Source organism: Streptomyces sp. NPDC052109, assembly GCF_040680195.1.
Classification (GTDB): Bacteria; Actinomycetota; Actinomycetes; order Streptomycetales; family Streptomycetaceae; genus Streptomyces.
This window is the reverse complement of sequence record NZ_JBFAWF010000016.1, coordinates 145,880-163,526: the sequence shown is the minus strand read 5'-3', so window position 1 is coordinate 163,526 and position 17,647 is coordinate 145,880. Positions and strand designations below refer to the sequence as shown.

Annotated in this window: 11 protein-coding genes and 6 pseudogenes; 7 read left to right on the top strand and 10 right to left on the bottom strand. The window is 69.5% G+C overall.

From position 1 onward, the window contains the following. Positions 1–78 precede the first annotated feature (78 nt). Positions 79–386 (bottom strand): annotated as a pseudogene (locus AB0L59_RS28620) (WhiB family transcriptional regulator). Positions 387–1,004: 618 nt separating this feature from the next. After that, complete coding sequence (locus tag AB0L59_RS28615; RefSeq protein WP_055705189.1) at positions 1,005–1,175, bottom strand: hypothetical protein; 171 nt, start codon at positions 1,173–1,175, stop codon at positions 1,005–1,007. A 243-nt stretch (positions 1,176–1,418) separates the two neighbouring features. On the opposite strand from AB0L59_RS28615, the gene AB0L59_RS28610 reads away from it, so the two are divergent. The 3 genes and pseudogenes from AB0L59_RS28610 (at position 1,419) to AB0L59_RS28600 (ending at position 4,063) form a co-directional block, all read left to right on the top strand. Further along, positions 1,419–1,592, top strand: a complete 174-nt coding sequence (locus AB0L59_RS28610; RefSeq protein ID WP_365589126.1) for a CsbD family protein — start codon at positions 1,419–1,421, stop codon at positions 1,590–1,592. 291 nt (positions 1,593–1,883) lie between these two features. Then, a pseudogene (locus AB0L59_RS28605) lies at positions 1,884–2,287 on the top strand (transposase); the annotation flags it as partial. A gap of 810 nt (positions 2,288–3,097) precedes the next feature. Next, the gene (locus AB0L59_RS28600) at positions 3,098–4,063 is read left to right on the top strand and encodes a DUF1152 domain-containing protein (RefSeq protein WP_365589124.1); all 966 of its coding nucleotides are present in this window, start codon (positions 3,098–3,100) and stop codon (positions 4,061–4,063) included. 17 nt (positions 4,064–4,080) lie between these two features. Here the strand turns inward: AB0L59_RS28600 and AB0L59_RS28595 are convergent. Together AB0L59_RS28595 and AB0L59_RS28590 are read right to left on the bottom strand one after the other, a co-directional pair. Continuing rightward, positions 4,081–4,634 (bottom strand): annotated as a pseudogene (locus AB0L59_RS28595) (MFS transporter); the annotation flags it as partial. Between the two features lie 655 nt (positions 4,635–5,289). Continuing rightward, positions 5,290–5,895 (bottom strand): hypothetical protein, encoded by a 606-nt coding sequence (locus AB0L59_RS28590; RefSeq protein ID WP_365589121.1) that lies wholly within the window; start codon positions 5,893–5,895, stop codon positions 5,290–5,292. 169 nt (positions 5,896–6,064) lie between these two features. On the opposite strand from AB0L59_RS28590, the pseudogene AB0L59_RS28585 reads away from it, so the two are divergent. Next, a pseudogene (locus AB0L59_RS28585) lies at positions 6,065–6,319 on the top strand (Tn3 family transposase); the annotation flags it as partial. Positions 6,320–6,406: 87 nt separating this feature from the next. On the opposite strand, the gene AB0L59_RS28580 reads toward AB0L59_RS28585, so the two are convergent. Beyond that, positions 6,407–7,702 carry an MFS transporter gene (locus AB0L59_RS28580; RefSeq protein ID WP_365589118.1) on the bottom strand — a complete coding sequence of 432 codons (1,296 nt, stop codon included), beginning with the start codon at positions 7,700–7,702 and terminating at the stop codon, positions 6,407–6,409. Further along, positions 7,699–8,238 (bottom strand): winged helix-turn-helix domain-containing protein, encoded by a 540-nt coding sequence (locus AB0L59_RS28575; protein ID WP_365589115.1) that lies wholly within the window; start codon positions 8,236–8,238, stop codon positions 7,699–7,701. Before AB0L59_RS28575 ends, AB0L59_RS28580 begins: the two co-directional genes overlap by 4 nt. A 607-nt stretch (positions 8,239–8,845) precedes the next feature. Here AB0L59_RS28575 and AB0L59_RS28570 point away from each other — a divergent pair. Further along, positions 8,846–9,015: pseudogene (locus tag AB0L59_RS28570) on the top strand (ISL3 family transposase); the annotation flags it as partial. A gap of 47 nt (positions 9,016–9,062) precedes the next feature. Here AB0L59_RS28570 and AB0L59_RS28565 read toward each other — a convergent pair. The 3 genes from AB0L59_RS28565 to AB0L59_RS28555 form a co-directional block, all read right to left on the bottom strand. After that, a complete protein-coding gene (locus tag AB0L59_RS28565; protein ID WP_365589113.1) occupies positions 9,063–9,734 on the bottom strand; it encodes an SUMF1/EgtB/PvdO family nonheme iron enzyme in 672 nt (223 codons plus the stop codon). Between the two features lie 539 nt (positions 9,735–10,273). Next, complete coding sequence (locus tag AB0L59_RS28560) at positions 10,274–11,296, bottom strand: hypothetical protein (protein ID WP_365589110.1); 1,023 nt, start codon at positions 11,294–11,296, stop codon at positions 10,274–10,276. 1,083 nt (positions 11,297–12,379) lie between these two features. Next, on the bottom strand, positions 12,380–15,598 hold the full coding sequence (locus AB0L59_RS28555; protein WP_365589107.1) for a hypothetical protein: 3,219 nt from the start codon (positions 15,596–15,598) through the stop codon (positions 12,380–12,382). 227 nt (positions 15,599–15,825) lie between these two features. Between AB0L59_RS28555 and AB0L59_RS28550 the strand changes: the two genes are divergently transcribed. Both AB0L59_RS28550 and AB0L59_RS28545 read left to right on the top strand, forming a co-directional pair. Then, complete coding sequence (locus tag AB0L59_RS28550) at positions 15,826–15,996, top strand: hypothetical protein (protein ID WP_365589104.1); 171 nt, start codon at positions 15,826–15,828, stop codon at positions 15,994–15,996. Positions 15,997–16,230: 234 nt separating this feature from the next. Beyond that, a pseudogene (locus AB0L59_RS28545) lies at positions 16,231–16,799 on the top strand (transposase); the annotation flags it as partial. A 1-nt stretch (position 16,800) separates the two neighbouring features. Here AB0L59_RS28545 and AB0L59_RS28540 read toward each other — a convergent pair. Then, positions 16,801–17,337, bottom strand: a complete 537-nt coding sequence (locus AB0L59_RS28540; protein WP_365589229.1) for a tetratricopeptide repeat protein — start codon at positions 17,335–17,337, stop codon at positions 16,801–16,803. Positions 17,338–17,647: the final 310 nt, after the last annotated feature.

Genomic DNA, 17,647 nt, shown 5'->3' with positions numbered 1-17,647 from the left:
CCATCCAGTTGCTGGATGCGACGACGCCCGCTCGCCCTCGGCGTCGTGCCGCCCACATCGGGGCGTGCCGTCCGTCCGTCAAGGAGGCGCAGCCGGGCTCAGGCGCTGGCGGCCGCGCATGCGCCGGTGTGCGTGCTCGGCGCGGGCAGCTTCGAGCAGGCTGCGCCAGGACGTCACGGTGGGCCGTCGGCGCAGCAGGGCACGGCGTTCTCGCTCGGTCGTGCCTCCCCAGATGCCGTGCTCGATGCGGCGGTCGAGGGCGAAGGCGAGGCATTCGGTGCGTACAGGGAAGTCGTTGCAGACGGTCTTCACCTGGTTTGGGCTGCGCCTTCGACGAACCGTTCGTCCGGGTCGGTGCTGCGGCATGTCGCGTAAGCGTTCCTCATCCGCGATCACCTGTATGCCGTCTTCTCGCCGTGCCGGCCCGCCGTCCCTGCCTTTCGAGGGGGCGCGGCGGCTTATCGGCGATCTCGGCGGGGTCCCGGGCCAACGCCTGGGGCGTCAACTCCGCACATGGCATCTGTCGGTACACCAACGACGACCAGAACCCGTGGTTCAACATCCCCGCAAGCCTCTCCGAGATCGGCGCGGCCGCCGACGGCCACACAGGGGCTGCCCGAGCTACGGCCCGGGCAGCCCTCACCGAGATCCTCATGAGCCTTCCAAGCCTTGTATCTCCCAAGGACGTACCTTGCGGGTCATCGGTGGGGGCGGCTGTGCAAACTGTGCGAATGTGCACCGGAGCTGGCGCCGATGCTGAGCCGGCTGATACAAGGCGCAAGCCCGATCGCAGCGGCCGGCCCCGCAGACAGGAGGAGCAGGGTTCCACTGCTGAGTCTGCGGGGCCGGTGCATGACTCACGTACCCTGCGGTAAGTCCGATACGCCCGATCCGCCTCAACTGACTGCAAGGGCGCGCCTTTTCACGCAAGTGGGCCCGGCCGTGGCGGCCGGGCCCACTTATTGGTAGCGCGGGGCGCGCTGCTCTCGCTGGCCTTCTTTCGTCTACCAGCGGTACCAGCGGCCCCTGCGGCCGCCGCTGTCCGCGGAACGGACGACGAAGCCCAGCAGCCACACGATGAGCACGATCACTGCGATCCACCACAGTGCCTTCAGCGCGAAGCCCGCGCCGAAGAGGATCAGAGCCAGCAGAAGAACCAGAAGCAGGGGAACCATCGTTATCAACCTCCTGGCCACCGAATGCCCTTATCCCGCCCCTACATGCACACAAAAGAGGAGTTTCTTCCGCGGGTTGAAGGGCATGTGCGCGCCATGCATGATTCCCTCTCTCCGGCAGGTGATGCACCGCAGCTGTGCAGCAATGATCACTCAATGCATTGCTGTGGCCTTGGCTTTGCCGGCGCTGTGAGGGGTCATGCGCACAGCACCTCATACCGGAAACCGAGGAGGGTGAACAGCATGGCCGCCAGTGAGAAGGCCCGCGCGAAGACCGAGCAGGCCGTCGGCAAGGCCGCTCAGGCAGTGGGACGTGTCACGGGCAACGAGAAGCTGATCGCCAAGGGCCGCGCGGCCCAGGCTGCGGGCAAGTCCCGCGAGGCCAAGGAGTCCCTCAAGGACGCCGGCCGGCTCTGACCGCTCTGCACAGCACCCCGCGCGTGAGGGGCGGCCCGGTATCGGGCTCGCCCCTCCTCTCTCCGCTCCGCCAAAGGCCAAGCTGGGCTGGCGCGGGGCGGCCTTCGCCGGGCACAACCCAGCCGGGCGGCACCGCTCTGCGGTCGCCGGTGCAGGGTCTCGGCATCCCGCATGCGGCCGGTGTAGCCGTAGGAGGTGGCATTCAGCCGCTTCCCCCCGCCGGTGACGTAGGTGAGGGACGCACACCGGAGGTGCAGCCGCCCTTACGGCAGATCGTCGACTTCAGACACCGACCGGAACGGGCTGCCGCTGTCCCTGGGCATCTCCGGGGCGAACATGCACGGCAGCCAGGGTCGGGAGCCACTCGTGCGCGGTATCCCGCCCATCCGATCGCGCCGCGGGCCGCGACGCAGACGGCCGGCGAAACTGCACGCAGACAAGGGCTACGACTACGACCATCTGCGCCGATGGCTCCGCGGGCGTGGCATCCGCCATCGCATTGCCCGCAGGGGCGTCGAGTCCTCACAACGGTTGGGTCGACGTGGCTGGGTGGTCGAGAGAACCGTGTCCTGGCCGGCTGCTGCCGACGACTGCATCGCCGCTACGAACGCCGGCCCGAGCACTTCCTCGGCTTCGTGGCGATAGCCGCCACCCTCATCGCCCACCGCCGCCTCAGCGGACGAAGCGACGTCTGACGCGCGGTGCTTTGAGCGGAGTCGCGAAGCACACTCCACTCAGTCCCAAATGACAGCCGTACATCCCCACGGCACGGCGTCACGGCTTCAGGAAGGTGCAGGCGGCCATCCACACGGCGAGGCCGAGCGTGTGGACCGCCGACGCCCGCCGCTTCTACGCAGCCGGGAACATCGACGCCCACCGCATCGCACAGCTGGAAAAGCTGGGCATGGTCTGCTCCCACTTCGACCTCGCCTGGGAGGAAGGACTCGCCGCCGCCCGCAAGGCCGCCGAGATCGGCAGAGACGTGCCGAGGGATTGTCGGTGGGGCCGTCGGCCGGCGCGCTGTCAGAGGAACGGCACGAGCAGCTGGAGGACATCGACCTTGCCTGCTGCCCCACCTGGCCGGTGGAATGGCAGCGCGCCTTCCACCTCGGCCGGAAGCACCTGGAAGCCGGCGGCGAGCCACCTATGTCGCCGGAAGCGCAGTCGTGCACCAAGGCGAGGACCTCGGGCGCCGGGCGCGCTCGGTCCGCCTCGGCTGGGACAACCTCACCACCGTGCAGCACCTCATCGACCCGATCCGCCGATTCCGCGACCTGGTCCACCAACTCAAGGCCCCGGCCACGAGGTCACCCTCGCACCCGTCCGCTGAGCAGCGACTTCCCTCAAGATCTGGCAACCGAACGCGCCATTCCCGCAACCTGGGGGAATCTTCCGTTGGGCCTCTGAGATCCCGCGCCAGGCAAGACTACGAGCGCCTCGCCCGCCTCACCGCACAGGAAACGGCCCGAGCCTGTGGGCAGTTAGGGCGTTGCTAGGGTCTGGTGGTGATCTCCCTCCGTGAGCCCCTCTTCTTTACCCGCCTGCGCGAGGCGCACCGGGTCCTCGTCGCCGGTGCGGGCGGGGGCTTCGACGTCTACGCCGGACTGCCCCTGGCCCGCGCACTGCGGTCGGCCGGCGCCCAGGTCCACCTGGCCAGCCTCTCCTTTTCCGACCTGTACGGCCTGGACCTGGGGTCCTGGGTCGCGGAAGACGTCGCCGCCGTCCGCCCGGACACCCCACTGCGTGGCGACTACTTCCCCGAGCGCTCCCTCGCCCAGTGGCTCCGTTCGGAGCAACTGCCCGACACCGTGTACGCCTTCCCCCGCACGGGTGTCCAACCGCTGCGCGCCGCCTACCGGGCCCTCCTGGAGCACTTGGGCGGCGTGGACGCGGTTGTACTGGTGGACGGCGGGACCGACATCCTGATGCGCGGGGACGAGCACGGCCTCGGCACTCCGGAGGAGGACATGGCCAGCCTGGCGGCCGTCGCCGGGCTCGACGAGGTCCCGCACCGGCTCGTGGTCTGCGTGGGCTTCGGTGTGGACGCCTACCACGGTGTCAACCACTCTCTGGTGCTGGAGAACCTGGCCGCCCTGGACCGCGCCGGAGGCTACTTGGGTGCGTTCTCACTCCCCCGCGAAAGCCCTGAGGGGGCCGCCTACCTCGACGCGGTGGCTCATGCCCAGCGGTGCCACACGAGTCATCCGAGTATCGTGCACGGCTCCGTCGCCGCCGCGGTGCGGGGAGAGTTCGGCGATGTACGGTTCACCGAGCGCACCCGCGGCAGCGAACTGTTCGTCAACCCGCTCATGGCACTGTACTTCTGCGCCGACCTGCCCGTCCTCGCAGGCGCAAACCTCTATCTCGATCGGCTGGAGGACACCGTTCTGATGCGCCAGATCAGCTCCGCCATCGCCGCCTTCCGCGAGGAACTGCCCAGGCAGCGGCCACCCCGGGCATTTCCGCACTGAGCCCAGCAGCACGAAACGAGCGGGGCATCCAGACGCAGGCCGAGAAGCAGGACGGCCGCGGCGGCGAACGTGAACGCATCCCAAGCCAGTGCCCATGCCGCGCCGCTGGCAGCGACGACGACACCGCCGACGACCGGACCCAGCACCTTGACCGCGTTGCTCGGCAGCCTGAGCAACGCGTTGGCCTGCTGCAGATGCTGCTTCGGAACGATCTGCGCAACGGCGCCCTGCGCAGCAGGCACGATGAACGACGACGCCGTTCCCGAGACGAAACCGCATGCCGCGATCGACACTGTCGTCGCATGTCCGGTGGCCACGGCGGCGGCCAGCGCACCCTGCGCGCCGGCCGCCAGCAGATTCCCCATGAAGAGGAGCCGGCTGCGGGACAGGCGGTCCGCGAACAAGCCGCCCGCCAGCAGGAACACGATCGTGGGGACGGTGTTCGTGGCAAGGAGCACACCGAGAGACCCCGCTCCACCACCCTGCTCAATGACAGCGTAGGCCAGGGCAAGAGGGGCCATCGCCTGGAGGAAATCCATGCGAACCTGCTCGACCGGCTCCAGGAGGCCAAGGAACAGGGGTGGCTCGGCGAGGTCGCCGCGATCGAGGCCAGCCTCGCCGCCACCGAGCAGAAACTCACTGCCATGCGCGGCCTCGCGGCCAAGCACACCACCGTTCACCTCGGCATACCCGACTTCCGCAGCAGTGCCGGACGTCTTGATGCCGAGCAGTGAAAGCGGTGCCGCCTCGCATCAGTACCGTCGGTCCAAAGCCTCAACGAGGCTGCGGAGTTCGCGCGACCGGCGGCGGGACATCGCCAGCATCACCGCTTCGAGGAACTCGCGGGCCTGCCACGGATCACCGCAACAGGCCCACTCCGTGCAGCCACCGCTCTTGTACTCCCACAACCGTCGATTCGGCTGGTGGACAAAGCTCCGCCAGCGCACCATCGCCGACCCGATCGAGCCCGGCCACAGGTACTTCTTCTGACGTTCGATCCGTCGAACCTCGGCGAGTGCGGCTGAGGAGAGGCCACGGATGGCCGTGATGTCGGCATGCTTCCGGCGCCGGCGCGGCAACTCGGCCCGGAGGCGCCCAGGCCGCCTACGCGGCATGGGCCTTTCTGTTGATCGTCATGCCGGACATCTTCCCATCTGCGGTCGCTACGCGACCAGCCCGGACTGACCCGCAACCCCCGAGCGCCTCGGATACCCTGCAGATCGCGCCTACAGATCTCCCTCGCGCCCAGGGACGGAAGGCGGTGTGACCTCGATGATCACGGCCCTGCCGACAACCGGCCGGCCCTCGTGCATGGTGATCACATCGCCAGGCTGCACATGGCGCCACTGTTCGGGGCTGAGTGGCGCCAAACGGACCGTCGCGTTTTCTCCCGGTGCCAGGCCGGGCGCACCCTCCACCCACAGTCGCGCAACGTTAACTGACTGTCCGCCATCGGGCGCCCGGTTGCTGATGTCCCAGAGCGGCCGCAGCTGCCCCTGCCCGGAAAAGGCGGTCTGACGTCCGCCTTCCTCCGTGCTCAGCAGGCTCAGCCTGGCCCGGAGGGTGCCGTGCTGCGTCTCCCAGGCCCGCCACTCGCACCAGTCGGCGCTGTGCTCCAGCATCATCTGGCGGGCTGCGTCCTCGAGTAGCGACCAGAATCGCAAGGAAACCGGCTGCTCGTCCGCGATCTCCATCAGGAGGTCGAGGACGAGCTCCCACTCCTGGTGCCGTTGACAGTCGCGCACGTCGTCAACCGTCACACCGTTTTCGGCCCGAGCGCCCTCGGGGAGTAGATCAGTCGCTCGCCGAAGGAGCGTGAAGGCATCGTCCATGAGGAGCATTTTCCAAGGCCCCGGTGACGTCCTCGTCGGGCACCCTCGCGAGAACTGGCTCGGCGACACGCCCGGGAGGCTGCTGATCCGCAAGAAATTCGGCCGCTACTCTCAGCGACCTATCGGCGGACAGACGGCCCCAGGCGGTCAGCATGCCAAGTTCGGATAAGACCAGCTCGCCGCTCTCGGCCCGGTCCTCGACGCCGTGGTCCTGTGGAACACCCGATACCTGGACGCCGCCGTCGCCCGGCTCCGTGCCGAGGGCCACGACATCAAGGACGAAGACGTCGCCCGCCTCTCCCCGCTCAAGGACCGGCACATCAACTTCCTGGGCCGCTGCCTGTTCAACATCGAAGCCGGCGGCCCCGGCCAGGGCCTGCGCCCCTTCCGGGACCCGGACGCCCCCGAGGGCGACGAGGACTGACGGCCAGCACACCCGACCGAACCGGCCACTCGTCGCGCCCCGCGGGGGGCCTGGCACCCGACTTGTGTGCCCCCTTCGCGGCAGGCGTCACAACAGGTCGGGTGCACTTTCCTGGGCGGGATCCTTGGATGCCAGGTGATCCGGGCCGCCGGCCGGGGCGGTGGCACGCAGCGCCGCTTCGACACGGCGGTTGTTGGTCATGGATGCCGTGACGGCCGTCATCGCAAGAAGGAGGACGGCGGCGGCGTAGAGCGGGGTGCGGATGTCGTACGTGGCGGCCAGCCAGCCGCCGAGGAAGGCCCCGCCGGGGGCGGCGCACATGGCCAGCATGCGGGAGGTGGAGGCGACCCGGCCCATCAGGTGAGCGGGGACGATCGCCTGCCGGAGGGTGGGCCCGAGCACCATCGTGGCGCCCATGCCGGCCCCGCAGACGGCGAGCGCCAGCCCGGCCACGTACGGGTTCGGGGCAGCGGCAAGGCCCAGGATGGCAAGCCCTTCGACGGCGGCCGTGCAGGTCAGCGCGGTGCCGGTGCCGAGTCGTCGGCCAAGGTAGGAGGCGATGCCCGCACCGAGTAGACCGCCGGTGGCCTCCGCCGTGAGGAGCAGGCCGAAGCCGTAGGTGTCGATGCCTAGGTGGTCGTGCGCGAAGAGGGCGAGGACGGTCTCCACAGCGAGGAAGGCGACGTTTCCGACCGCCGGCCGGAGCGCGAGCCCGAGCAGCAACCGGTCCCGGAAGACGTACGAGGCCCCGGCCCGCGCCTGCCGCAGCAGCGACTCGCGAACCTCCGGCACGGGCCGGGGCATGGCGGGAAGCGACCGTACGAGCAGTGCGGAGAGCATGAACGACACCGCGTCGGCGAGCAGCGGAACCGCCCGCCCGAGCGCGAGCAGCACACTGCCCGCAGGCGGCCCCGCGAAGCCGGACATGGCGGTCTGGGCCCCGCGCAAGCGAGAGTTGGCCCGCTCCAGGAGTGCGGGGTCGCGGCCGAGCAGATCCGGCAGATAGGCCGTGGCGGCCGTGTCGAAGAAGAGTCCACCGAGGCCGAGCAGGAAGGCGACGGCCGCGAGCAGCGGAATGCTCAGCACGTCGAGCGCGGCCGCTGCCGCCGGTATCGCGAGCAGCACCGCACGCGCCGCGTCCATGCCCCACATCGTGCGCCGACGGTCCCAGCGGTCCACCAGCGCACCGCCGAGCACCCCGAAGAGCAGCCACGGCAGCGTCCCGGCGGCCGTGACGACGGCGAGCGCCATCGGATCCCGCGTCAACGTCAACGCGAGCAGCGGCAGCGCGGCCTGCGACACCCCGTCACCGAGCGAGGACACCGTCTGCGCAGTCCACAAGCGTCCGAACCCGGTCGGCAACTCCCGAACGCCTGAGGTCACTTGGCGCCCTCCTCGGCCTGCTCGCGCGATGCCGGGTGGAACAGTGCGAAGACGAGTGACGCGTCCGGCAGCGACGGATCGGACAGCTCCCGGTACTCGTCCGCCAGTGCCTGCAGCCGCGCCCCCAGCTGCGCGAACTGCTCCTCGGTGAGCCGCAGATGCGCCATCCGCACGTGCCGCTCGCCATCCGCCGGCGACGCCTCCAGGTCCGCCACCGCATGCCGCATCAGCACATCCGGCCCTCCCTCGCCCGGATCCGGCAGCACGATCGACCGCGCGGCCATCGCGTAGTACCGCTCGGTGACACCCCGCACCTTCCGCGTCCGTACCACCTTCACCAGGCCGGCCCGCTCCAGCAGCCGCACGTGATAGCTGGAACTCCCCTTCGCAAGGCCCACCCGCTCGGCGATCTGCGTAATCGTCGCCGGCTCGAAGCGGAGCACGGCCATGATCCGGTGGCGCGTGAGATTGGAGACGGCGCGCAACTGCTCGTCCGTGGTGACGTGAAACGTCTCGCGAAGATCATCGGTTGGCATGCGAAAAATGGTCAACGATTCTTGACCATTGAGCAAGGGGATTTTCGCGCGGACCTCCAGAATCTGCCGTCCGGCGCGCGAGACCTTCTGGTCCCCTACCCGCTGCCGATCCGGGGCCCGCCCGGGCCGGTGCCCGAACCGTCCGCCGCTTCCGCGACACCGACCTGGACCAACTGCTCGCCTCCGCCCGCGAACGCCGCCCCAACGGCGTCCTGGAGCCGTTCAAGGCGTCCTTGAACGCCCGCTTCACCGAGGCGCAAGGCCAAGGTCAACGGCACCCGGCTGTTCCTGGAGGTCCACGCGCGCGGCTACCGGGGCAGCCGCCAGGTCGTCCGCACACACCTCGCCGCCCTGCGGGCGGGCACCGCCGAACCGGTCCGGGCCGACATCCGCAGCCGCCGCGAGATCACCTCGTGGATCATGCGGCCCCGCGAGACACTGAGAGTCCGGGCGAGCGGCTGCTTCACGTGCGGCTCGCCTGCCCGGCATCACCCTGGCCTGTGACCTCGCCCGGACCTTCGCCGACCTGGTGCGCCACCAGCGCGGATACCTGCTGCTGGAGTGGATCCGACAGGCCCAGCAGGACGCGCCGAAGCCCATGAAGGTCTTTGCCGACTTCCTCCGTCAGGACCTTGACGCCGTCACCGCCGGACTGACACCGCCGTGGAGCTCCGGGGTGGTCGAAGCCACGTGAACCGGGTGAAAACACTCAACACATCAACGTACGGCCGGGCCTCGTTCGACCTCCTGCGGACTCGCATCCTCACCCAGCTGTGATGTCGCGCGACCGTGGATCTCGACCGGTTGCCAGGTGGCATCGTGGATCAGCGCACCACGGAACGTGCGATGCGGAATCCGACGTCGTCGACCCGAAACGTGGGGTGACTGCGCCGCCTTACGGAGGCCCGGCAGCTCCAGTGCTCGTCGAACCAGCCGCCGCCTCGCAGAACTCGGTAGGCGCCGTAGACCTCGGCGTCGTAGATGTCCCAGCACCACTCCCACACGTTGCCGAGCATGTCGTGAAAGCCCCAGAGATTGGGGCGCTTGACTCCCACCTCGTGGATGGTCTCTACCGAATTGCCGCGATGCCAGGCGATCTCGTCGAGGGAGCCATAACGCGGTCCCGCCGTACCGGCCCGGCAGGCGTGCTCCCACTCCGCTTCGGTCGGCAGCCGGTATCCGTCGGCCGATACGTCCCATTCAATGCCCTCGCCGCCGACCTGCCGGTAGGCGGGCGTGAACCCCTTGCGTTGCGACAAGGCGTTGCAGAATTGGATCGCGTCCCACCAGGAGACACCTTCGACGGGCAGCCGGTCCCCACGGGCGGTGCTTGGACGCTCGCCGGTCACGTGCGCGTACAGCTCCTGGGTGATGGGGTACGTCGCAAGCTGGTAGGGGTCCAGCTCGACCGCCCAACTCCGCCGTGTCCGCCGGTCCGACAGTGTGACCTGCCCGGCCTGAACCGGGATCATCTCGGGCCCTGTACTGGCATCCATGAGCAGACGATCTTACCGGCGCTTTCACGAGACTGCGGACAGAGCCGTGTTCAAGGGTCGCCATCAGGGCAACCGCGGCGTGTGCACTGCACCGGCAACGGTGCGACAAGCCCTGGCTCCGCGGCTGCCATGGTCTGCCCTGCCGAAAGCGTCATCAACCTCCTGACCCGCAACAATCGGCGGGGACCGGATGTTCGTCGCGCGACGCTGTCTTCAACGAACATCCGGCGTCCCGAGGTACGCCGCTGTGCAGTGGCGCTGTACGGGACGGGCTGGCGGTCTCGCCCCGGGGGGCTGACGAACTCCTGTCGAGATACAACGCAAGGATGCTGAAAGGGCCTCCCCCGCCGAGGAATCCGCCCCGGAGTGTGCGCCTGCGGGCCGTCGTACGCGTTGCGGATTGCCGCATGGGTCGTTCGCAAGGAGACCACCCCGGCCGTGAACCGCGGGCGCGACACAACCAGCAGGCGCACAGGGGTTGGCGAGGCTCAGCCCACGTGCGGCGGACAACGACACCGCACGGCGATGGCCGGTCTCGTTCAGCGTGCCGTGCGTACCGGAAGTCCAGCCGTGCCCGAGACGGTGGGGGTACCGGTGCCCGTGCCGCGGCAGCCCTTCGGGACCGCCGGGAACGCTGTGACCGTCTCCGGCGTACCCTTGCCGCCCTCGACCCGGGTGACCAGCTCGGGTACCGCGGTGTCAGCACCCGTCATCCGCGCCTGGATGCCGGCGTCAGCGGGCAGCGAGGGGTGGCTTTTGTCCAGCGGCATCAGCACCGGCCGCTCCTTGCCGTCGTCGTAGACCGACGTGAAGGAGACCCGGGGTCCGCTGGGGCGGTTGCTCATGTGCGCCAGGGTGCCCGCCCCGATGGACTGCACGCGGGTCGCGGTGCACTTGTCGGTCGGGGGCTCACCGCCCGTGGCGGCTTGCGGGTCGAAGGAGGTGATGATGCCGTCCGCGCTCAGGACGACGTAGATCGCCCTGCCGCCCGGGTCGACGATCTCCTCCCCGGCGTAGACGTGGGACAGCCCGCCGTGTCCGTCGTCGACCGCGTGCGTCTGAAGGGTCAGGAACGCACCGCCCGCAGGCCGCTTCAGTTTCGCCCGCCACTGGTTCTTGCCGGTCTGCTCGACGATCGCGGTGTAGCCGCGGGCGATCGTGAACGTGCCGGGCCCGCGGAACTGGTTCTTGCCCGAGACGGCGATCCAGTCCCCGAAGTGCCCCTGCGGGGTGAGGAACGTGTACTCGCCGTTGTCCTGGAGCACCGCGGTCTCACCGTTCGCGTCGATCACGCTGGTGCCGTAGTAGGTGACGATCCGGCCCCAGTAGTGGGAGGCCGAGGCACGGTAGATCTCCACGAATCCGCCACCGGAGGCGAGCTGCTCCGTACGGACCATGGTGCCGCCCGGGTTCTGCCCGGCCACGACACTCTGGTGCGCGGCGGCGACCGCTGTGGGTGCGGCCATGGCGGCAGGCACGGCGCCCACGACCGGGACGAGGGCGGCGACCGTGGCGGCGCACAGCAGGCCGAGGCGCCGAGCGGTCGGACGGGTCAAGGACATGATTCCCCCTGGGAATGGGTAACGGTCGGTGGTTCATCCCCTCGCGCTGTGCCTTCGGCGCCGGAGCGGGCCATCCGGTCACGATGTCCCTCGGTCGCCGCAACACTGGTCAGGCGCGATGTGATCATCCTCGCCTGCCATCTTGTGCTGGTCTGTGCTGGAATAGTCACTGCCACGTAACAGGCGGGCGGACGCTCGACCGCCAGCCGCGGCTTCAGCGGTGTCGGGAAGCGCCTGGCATGGTGCGGCGTCCTGCTGTGCAACTCCAAGATCCGGTCCATGTCCCGGCCACGGCGGAGAACACCCTGCTGCAACGATCCCGCGTTCCCGCGGCGGCTGCCTGCTGCGCCGGAGCGAGAGCGGCATTCCGGCCTGGGTGGTCGACCGCGTGCGGCGTGGCCGAAGTCTGGTCGTGGTCGGCGTGCGTGGCGGCCCAAGTCGTGGCGGCGTGGGCTCCGTTCCGCGAGGAGCGGGTGCGGTGCGTGCGTCGCGAATCGCGTTCCGCACGGCGAGGCTGGCGACCCGAGCACGCTCGTATCCGCTCGACTCGCGGGGCGGTTTGCCGTCGGTGCCAGCGATCCACCACCGGTGCCAGGCGAAGTCAGCGGTGAAGGTGAGCTGGGCCGGTGCCGGGGTCCGGCGATCGGGCCGGGGAACAGTGAGCCGGCGGGAGTGGGGGGCGAGGGCCTTGCCGGCGATGTAGCCGTCCGGGCCGGGCTGGAACGCGCGGCCGCGCAGGGTTTCCATGAGGTGCCGGCGGCCTTCGGCCAGGACGTGACGGCGGGCGAAGGTGCGCCGCACGGTGAAGACGATCGCGGCGATGTCGACAGCGGCGAGCGCGGTGTCCACCCGCGGGCCGACCTGCTCTCGGATCGCCTTACCGGTCGGGCGAAATGCGCTGTGCGCACCCGCTGCTGCAGGCCCTCGTCCGGCGGCACGCGCCGCAGTGCTCCGATCCGGTGGCACGCCCGGTACCGCCGCCGCGCCACCCGGATGTGGCGTGTCAGGCGGGAGACGGCCGGCAGCGGGTCCCGGCCGGGCAGAGGCACGAGGCGTTCTTCACCCGGCGCGCACCAACGGCGGTCAGAACCACGGGTCGGCCGGTCCTCCCTCTGCGTTCAACCCGTATCGGCGTATGTGCGCCCACCGCTCGGTCTCTACTGGCCGCCGGAAGCGCAGGAATTCGCTGTGCCCGGCGTCGAGCACCCGCATGGCGATGCGTTCGGCGCCGTCCTGGTCTCCGCTGTCCTGATGCAGCTGTGCAAGCGCGAGGAGAAGGGCTGTCCCTGGGGAGTCGAGGGCACGGGCGAGGATCCTGTTGACACCGTCCGTGTCTCCTCGGTCCATGCGTGCCTTCGCCAGGCCGAGGAACAGTTCGGTTCGGGCCGCGTGGTCGGCTTGTTCGGCGGCCTGCTCGGCACCCTCCTGGTCGCCTGTTCTTTCCCGCAGATGAGCGAGGGGTCTGAGGGCGTCATTGGAGCCCGTGCCCGGCCCTGCGGTCGCACGGAGCGCAGCAGCCTCGCGGTAGTACCGTTCGGCCTCATTGTCGTTCCCCTCCCCCTCGCGCTGGGCTGCCAAGAGCATCAAGGCCGGCACGTAGCCGGCTGCGGCGGCCTCGTGATGCAGTTGCTCGGCGCCCTCTGGATCTCCGGCTTCCTTGCGGAGCTGTGCCAGGTCCATCAGAGCGGGAACGTTGCCTGCATTGGCTGCCGCGCGGAATGCCCACTCGGCCCCGGCACGGTTTCCGCGCTCCCTGCGGTCTCTGCCCACTTGGCAGAGTCCGTTGGTGCCTCCGGTCTTGGCGCACTGGAGGGCGAGCCGCTCGGCAGTCGGCTCATCACCAGCGCGCTCCCGCTGCACCGCCGCACAGGCCAGGAGATCAGGGCGTCCGGCGTCGGCGGCCGCCTGGTACAAGGCTTCGGCCCGCTCGCCATCGCCCGACTGTTCCAGGCGTCGCGCGAAGTCCATCAGGGGTTCGAAAAACCCGGTGACCGCCGTCTGCACAAGGAACTGTCCGGCACCTTCCAGATCGCCGGCCTGCTCCCTCAGCTGTGCCAGACCGATCAAGGTGTCCAAGTGCTGGCCATGGGTCACGGGAGTGGAGTGGCGTCCCTCGGCCAGATCCTGACGGTACCGGCGTTCGGCCTGAGCGGCCTGGCCAGCCAGGCGTGCCGCTCCTGCCTCATCCCCGGCTTCCTGCCGCATCTTCGCGATGTGCGTCAGGGCTACGAAGTATCCGGCGTCGGCGGCCGAACGGTAGAAGCGCTCCGCACCTTCCTGGTCGCCGGCGTCTTTGCGCAACCGTGCCGCATCGAGAAGGTATCGGGAGTACCCGGCCTCAACGGCCTCGAGGTACAGCCATTCGGCGCGGTGAGGCTGCCCGCGCCTCTCCCACATCCCGGCGAGGTCCATCACGTCCATGTTTCCGGCCTTGACGGCGGCACTGCGTAATCCATCAGCCTCTGCGATGTCTCCCGCCGCCTCACGGAGGCGGGCCAGGTCCAAGAGCGAGTCGGTGTATCCGGCCTCGACAGCCGCCCGGTACAGCTCCTCGGCCTCTTCAAGCTGACCGGATGTTTCCACCAGCGGAGCCAGAGGCAACAGAGAGACGCTGTGACCCATCTCGACGGCTGTCCGGTACAGCTTCATGGCCTCTTCCGGCGCGCCCTGCACTGCCAGGTTGCCGGCCAGGTACGACAGCGGCTCGAAGTGGCCGTCACGCGCGGCCTGCAGCGCAATGCGCCGACTGCCTTCTCGGTCCGGGCTGTAGTGGCGCATCAACGTCAGTTGCTTCAGCGAGGAGATGTCTCCGGCGTTCACAGCCGCCCGGTACAGGCTGTCCGCGATGTGCAGGCGGTGGCGGTGCTGGGCAGCCTTTGCCAGGGCGGCGAGGTCCTCCGGGCGATGCAGATGCTCGGCTGCCGCCTGCCAGAAGCCGGCGGGAGGCACGATGAACCGCCGTGTCCGTGCGGTGTGCGACCGGAGATAGTCGGCCAGCCGGTAGGTGTCCCCCGCATCGTTGGCCTGACCAGGCAGTGGCACGTGTGCCTGGAGCGGGCCGGGAACACCGCGGCACGGCTGGCCTGTGTAAGCGACAGCGCGCCTGAACCATGTCGCCCGCCAGTCATCGGACTGCGTTCGCCAATGGTCCGGATCCAGGTAGGCAGCCGCAGCCGGCTCAATGAACGAGCGGGGCAGGGCCTCGCTGTGCCCGAGGCGCCGGGCGTCGGCAGCTGCGTCGAGCAGGGCGCGGGCCTCGGGCGGGGCGTGGTCGTATCGGTTGAGGAGTTCCCGGGCACCGGCAAGGTACTGAGTGACTCTGACACCGCCGTAGCGCAACGCGTCGGCTAGCCGCGGGTCTTCACCGGCGCGACGACGAACATCGGCGAGGGCGGCGGAGTCGAACTGCTCGGGCACCTCGATGACCGTGGCCGCGGCGAGCACGGAGCGGGCGTGGGCATGCGGATCCAACGCCTGCTGGGAAGTCGGCCGGGTGCTGAGGAGGGCGTGACCATCGCGCCACAGCGTCCCGACGACCAGTACCGGACCGCGCTCCGGGTCGAGCAGCAGACCGGTCAGGGCGGCTGCGGTCTTCTCGCCTTCGGCCGGAGAGTGGGGGCTGTACAGGTAGCGCTGGGTCTCGTTGAGCCACACCACGGTCCGCCTGAGCGGCCGGCCATCGGCGAGCCCGTCCAGCAGCGCCGGGCGGTCGGGAGGCCGCCACACCAACCATCCGTCGGGCAACTGCCGAACCGCTTCCCACAGCGCGCGAGTCTTGCCCGTCGAGGAGTCCGCAACGAGGATCACCGAACGGCTGCCGCGCAGGGCATGGCTGGTCTCCTCGCACAGGCGCCTGTCGTGCTCTCGCGGGATGTACAACGGCAGCGGACTCTCCGAGTGGCTGCCGTTGATCTCGATGGCCGGGTGCACCTCCAGCGCCCGCACCGGGTCGAGACATCCCACAGGGCTGCCGAGCCTCGCGACACCCTGTTCGCCGGCTGGCGTTGACGCGGATCGGGCGTCCTCCCACAGCTGCTTCCAGTAGCGGCGGGTGGACCGCTCCGCCGGAAAGCCGGCACCGTCGGAGTCGCGCGACCAGGTCAGCAGGGTGGCAACCAGGCACCAAAGCTGCTCGAAGTCTTCTGCGGCCCGGCCCAGCCGGATCCAGTCGCTGACCGTCTTGCCGACCAGAAACGGAAGCCCGCGGCTCCGGCAGAGCTCATTGGCCTGGCGAATCGCCCTGCTGCGTGGGCGGGTGACCGAGCGCGGCGTGCAGCCCGCCGCCGTCTCCAGTTCCTGCATCGCTCTGGCCAGCGCAATTCGGCTACCGCTGCCTCGTGTTGTCATCGCCCCCGCCTTGCTGCCCGTCGGATCTGCCCCGCCTGACTGTGTCCGGTGCGATCACCCGGACACCGCCGGCCACCAGGGCACCGTTCCCCTCCGGTGTCCGGCGCGTCCGACAACCGTGTCCCCCTTGGCGTCCGCACGCTTTCCTCGGGCCTGAGAGGGATCGAGGGAAGGAGACGCCGATGCAGGCAGAGGTGGCCGGTTCTGTCGTCACCGTGACCGTCGCAGCCATCATGGCGGTCACGGTGGTGCTGGTGGTCCGGTTTGCGGTAAGGGGTACACAGTCGCAGCACCGGGCCATGGTCCTCAGCGCCGTCGCGGAGATCGTCCGAGCCTTGCGGGGCCGGCCGTGACAAAGGGGGAGGACGCTGTGCTGGGTGCTCGACGAGGCTGCCGGTGTGGTCGCCGTCGGTCCGGACGCACGAGCAGCACGTGGGCGGCGGTGTCCGCGGCACTGCGGACACCGCGCAGCCCGACCACCGGCCCGCGTGATGAGCGGCCGGGCCCCAACGGGTCCACGCGGCAGCGGTGCTCGGACCGTCTGTGCACCGCTGCGGGCCCTCCGCGGAGGGCCCGCGGTGGACCTTATGGAGGCCTACGACCGCATCGTCGGCCTGGTCCTCGACCGGATCGCGGTGGACGGCGCCATCACCAAGGCCCCCGGACAGGGGCGAGGCGACCGGGCGTTCTCCCGTCGACCGGGGCAAGCAGGGCATGAAGCGGTCGGGGATGACCGACGGCTACGGCATCCCACTCGGCCGCGTCCTGGCCGGAGCGAATCGTCACGACTCCACGCTCCTGACCCCGACTCTCGGCCTGCTGGGCGGGCTTGGACCACTGCCGGACGACATCACCGTGCACCTCGATGCCGGCTCCGACTCCGCCGGCACCCGCACCGAACTCGACCGGCGCGGACTGCACGGACAGATCGCTCAAGGGCGAGAAAGGGCCGACCCAGGCGAGCCGACGCCGGCACGTCGAGCGCACCCATACCTGGCAGAACGCCTTCCACCGCCCGGCCCTCTGCTACGAACGCTGCACCATTGTGATCAACGCCTTCTTCGACCTCGCCGATACCGTCATCACCGTCCGCGGCCTGATCCGACGAGCCTGGACCACTCACCGCTGGGACGGCCGCCCACCGCGCCGCCGATGACTCAACTCTTCTCCCCCTGCGGCTCCTCGGTCGTCTCTCGCACACCGTCCAGATCGTCGGCATAGTGCTCGATCGCCCGCTGGTAGTCCTGCACCCGGCGGTCGCCACTGGTGGCGGCCAGCGTCTTCAACAGCAGCCGCACCGCCTCGCGGCCCTCACCAATGTTGTACAACGCCATGGCCAGGAAAGCATGCAGGGCCGGATCGTCCGGGAACTCCTCCAGCCCGCGGCGCAGGGTCTGCACAGCCGCCCCATACCGGCCCAGCACCCGGTGAGTGCTCCCCAGCCCAAGGAAGGCCCCGTGCCGATCCTCCCGCGACAGTCCCGCGCCGCCCAGGGCCCGCTCGTAGAACGGGACAGCCTCAGCCTCCAGACCGAGGACATCGTGCACCCAGGCCGTCTGATAGGCGACTTCGGCATCGTCCGGATACCGGTCGGCCAGCTCCACCAACTGTTCCCGGGCCTGCCCGGCTTGGCCCTGTTCCCGCAGCTGCACCGCTCGCGCCAGTGCCGTTTCCTCCTCGCGACAATTGCTCATGTCGCCCACGGTGTCACACCACACGCAGTCGCACGCTCACCAGCTGGACCATTCCGCGCGAGTTCTAAGGCTTGGTGCTCGCTGATCTGTCGCAGCGAAGGTTGAGCATTCTCAGCGAAGGTTGAGTGGCCGGACCACCGCCTATCGCAGTTGGCGTCGTTCGGCAGGGCCGGCCGCTCCCTTGGCCCCGGACCACGTTGGTCCGGTCTGAGCGGTTCAACTGGTGGGAACCGCCAAGTGAACCGCTCGGTCGGCACGCATCCGAGCATCCGACGGCTGTCTCTCCCCCTCCACCCGAGTCTTGAGGGGG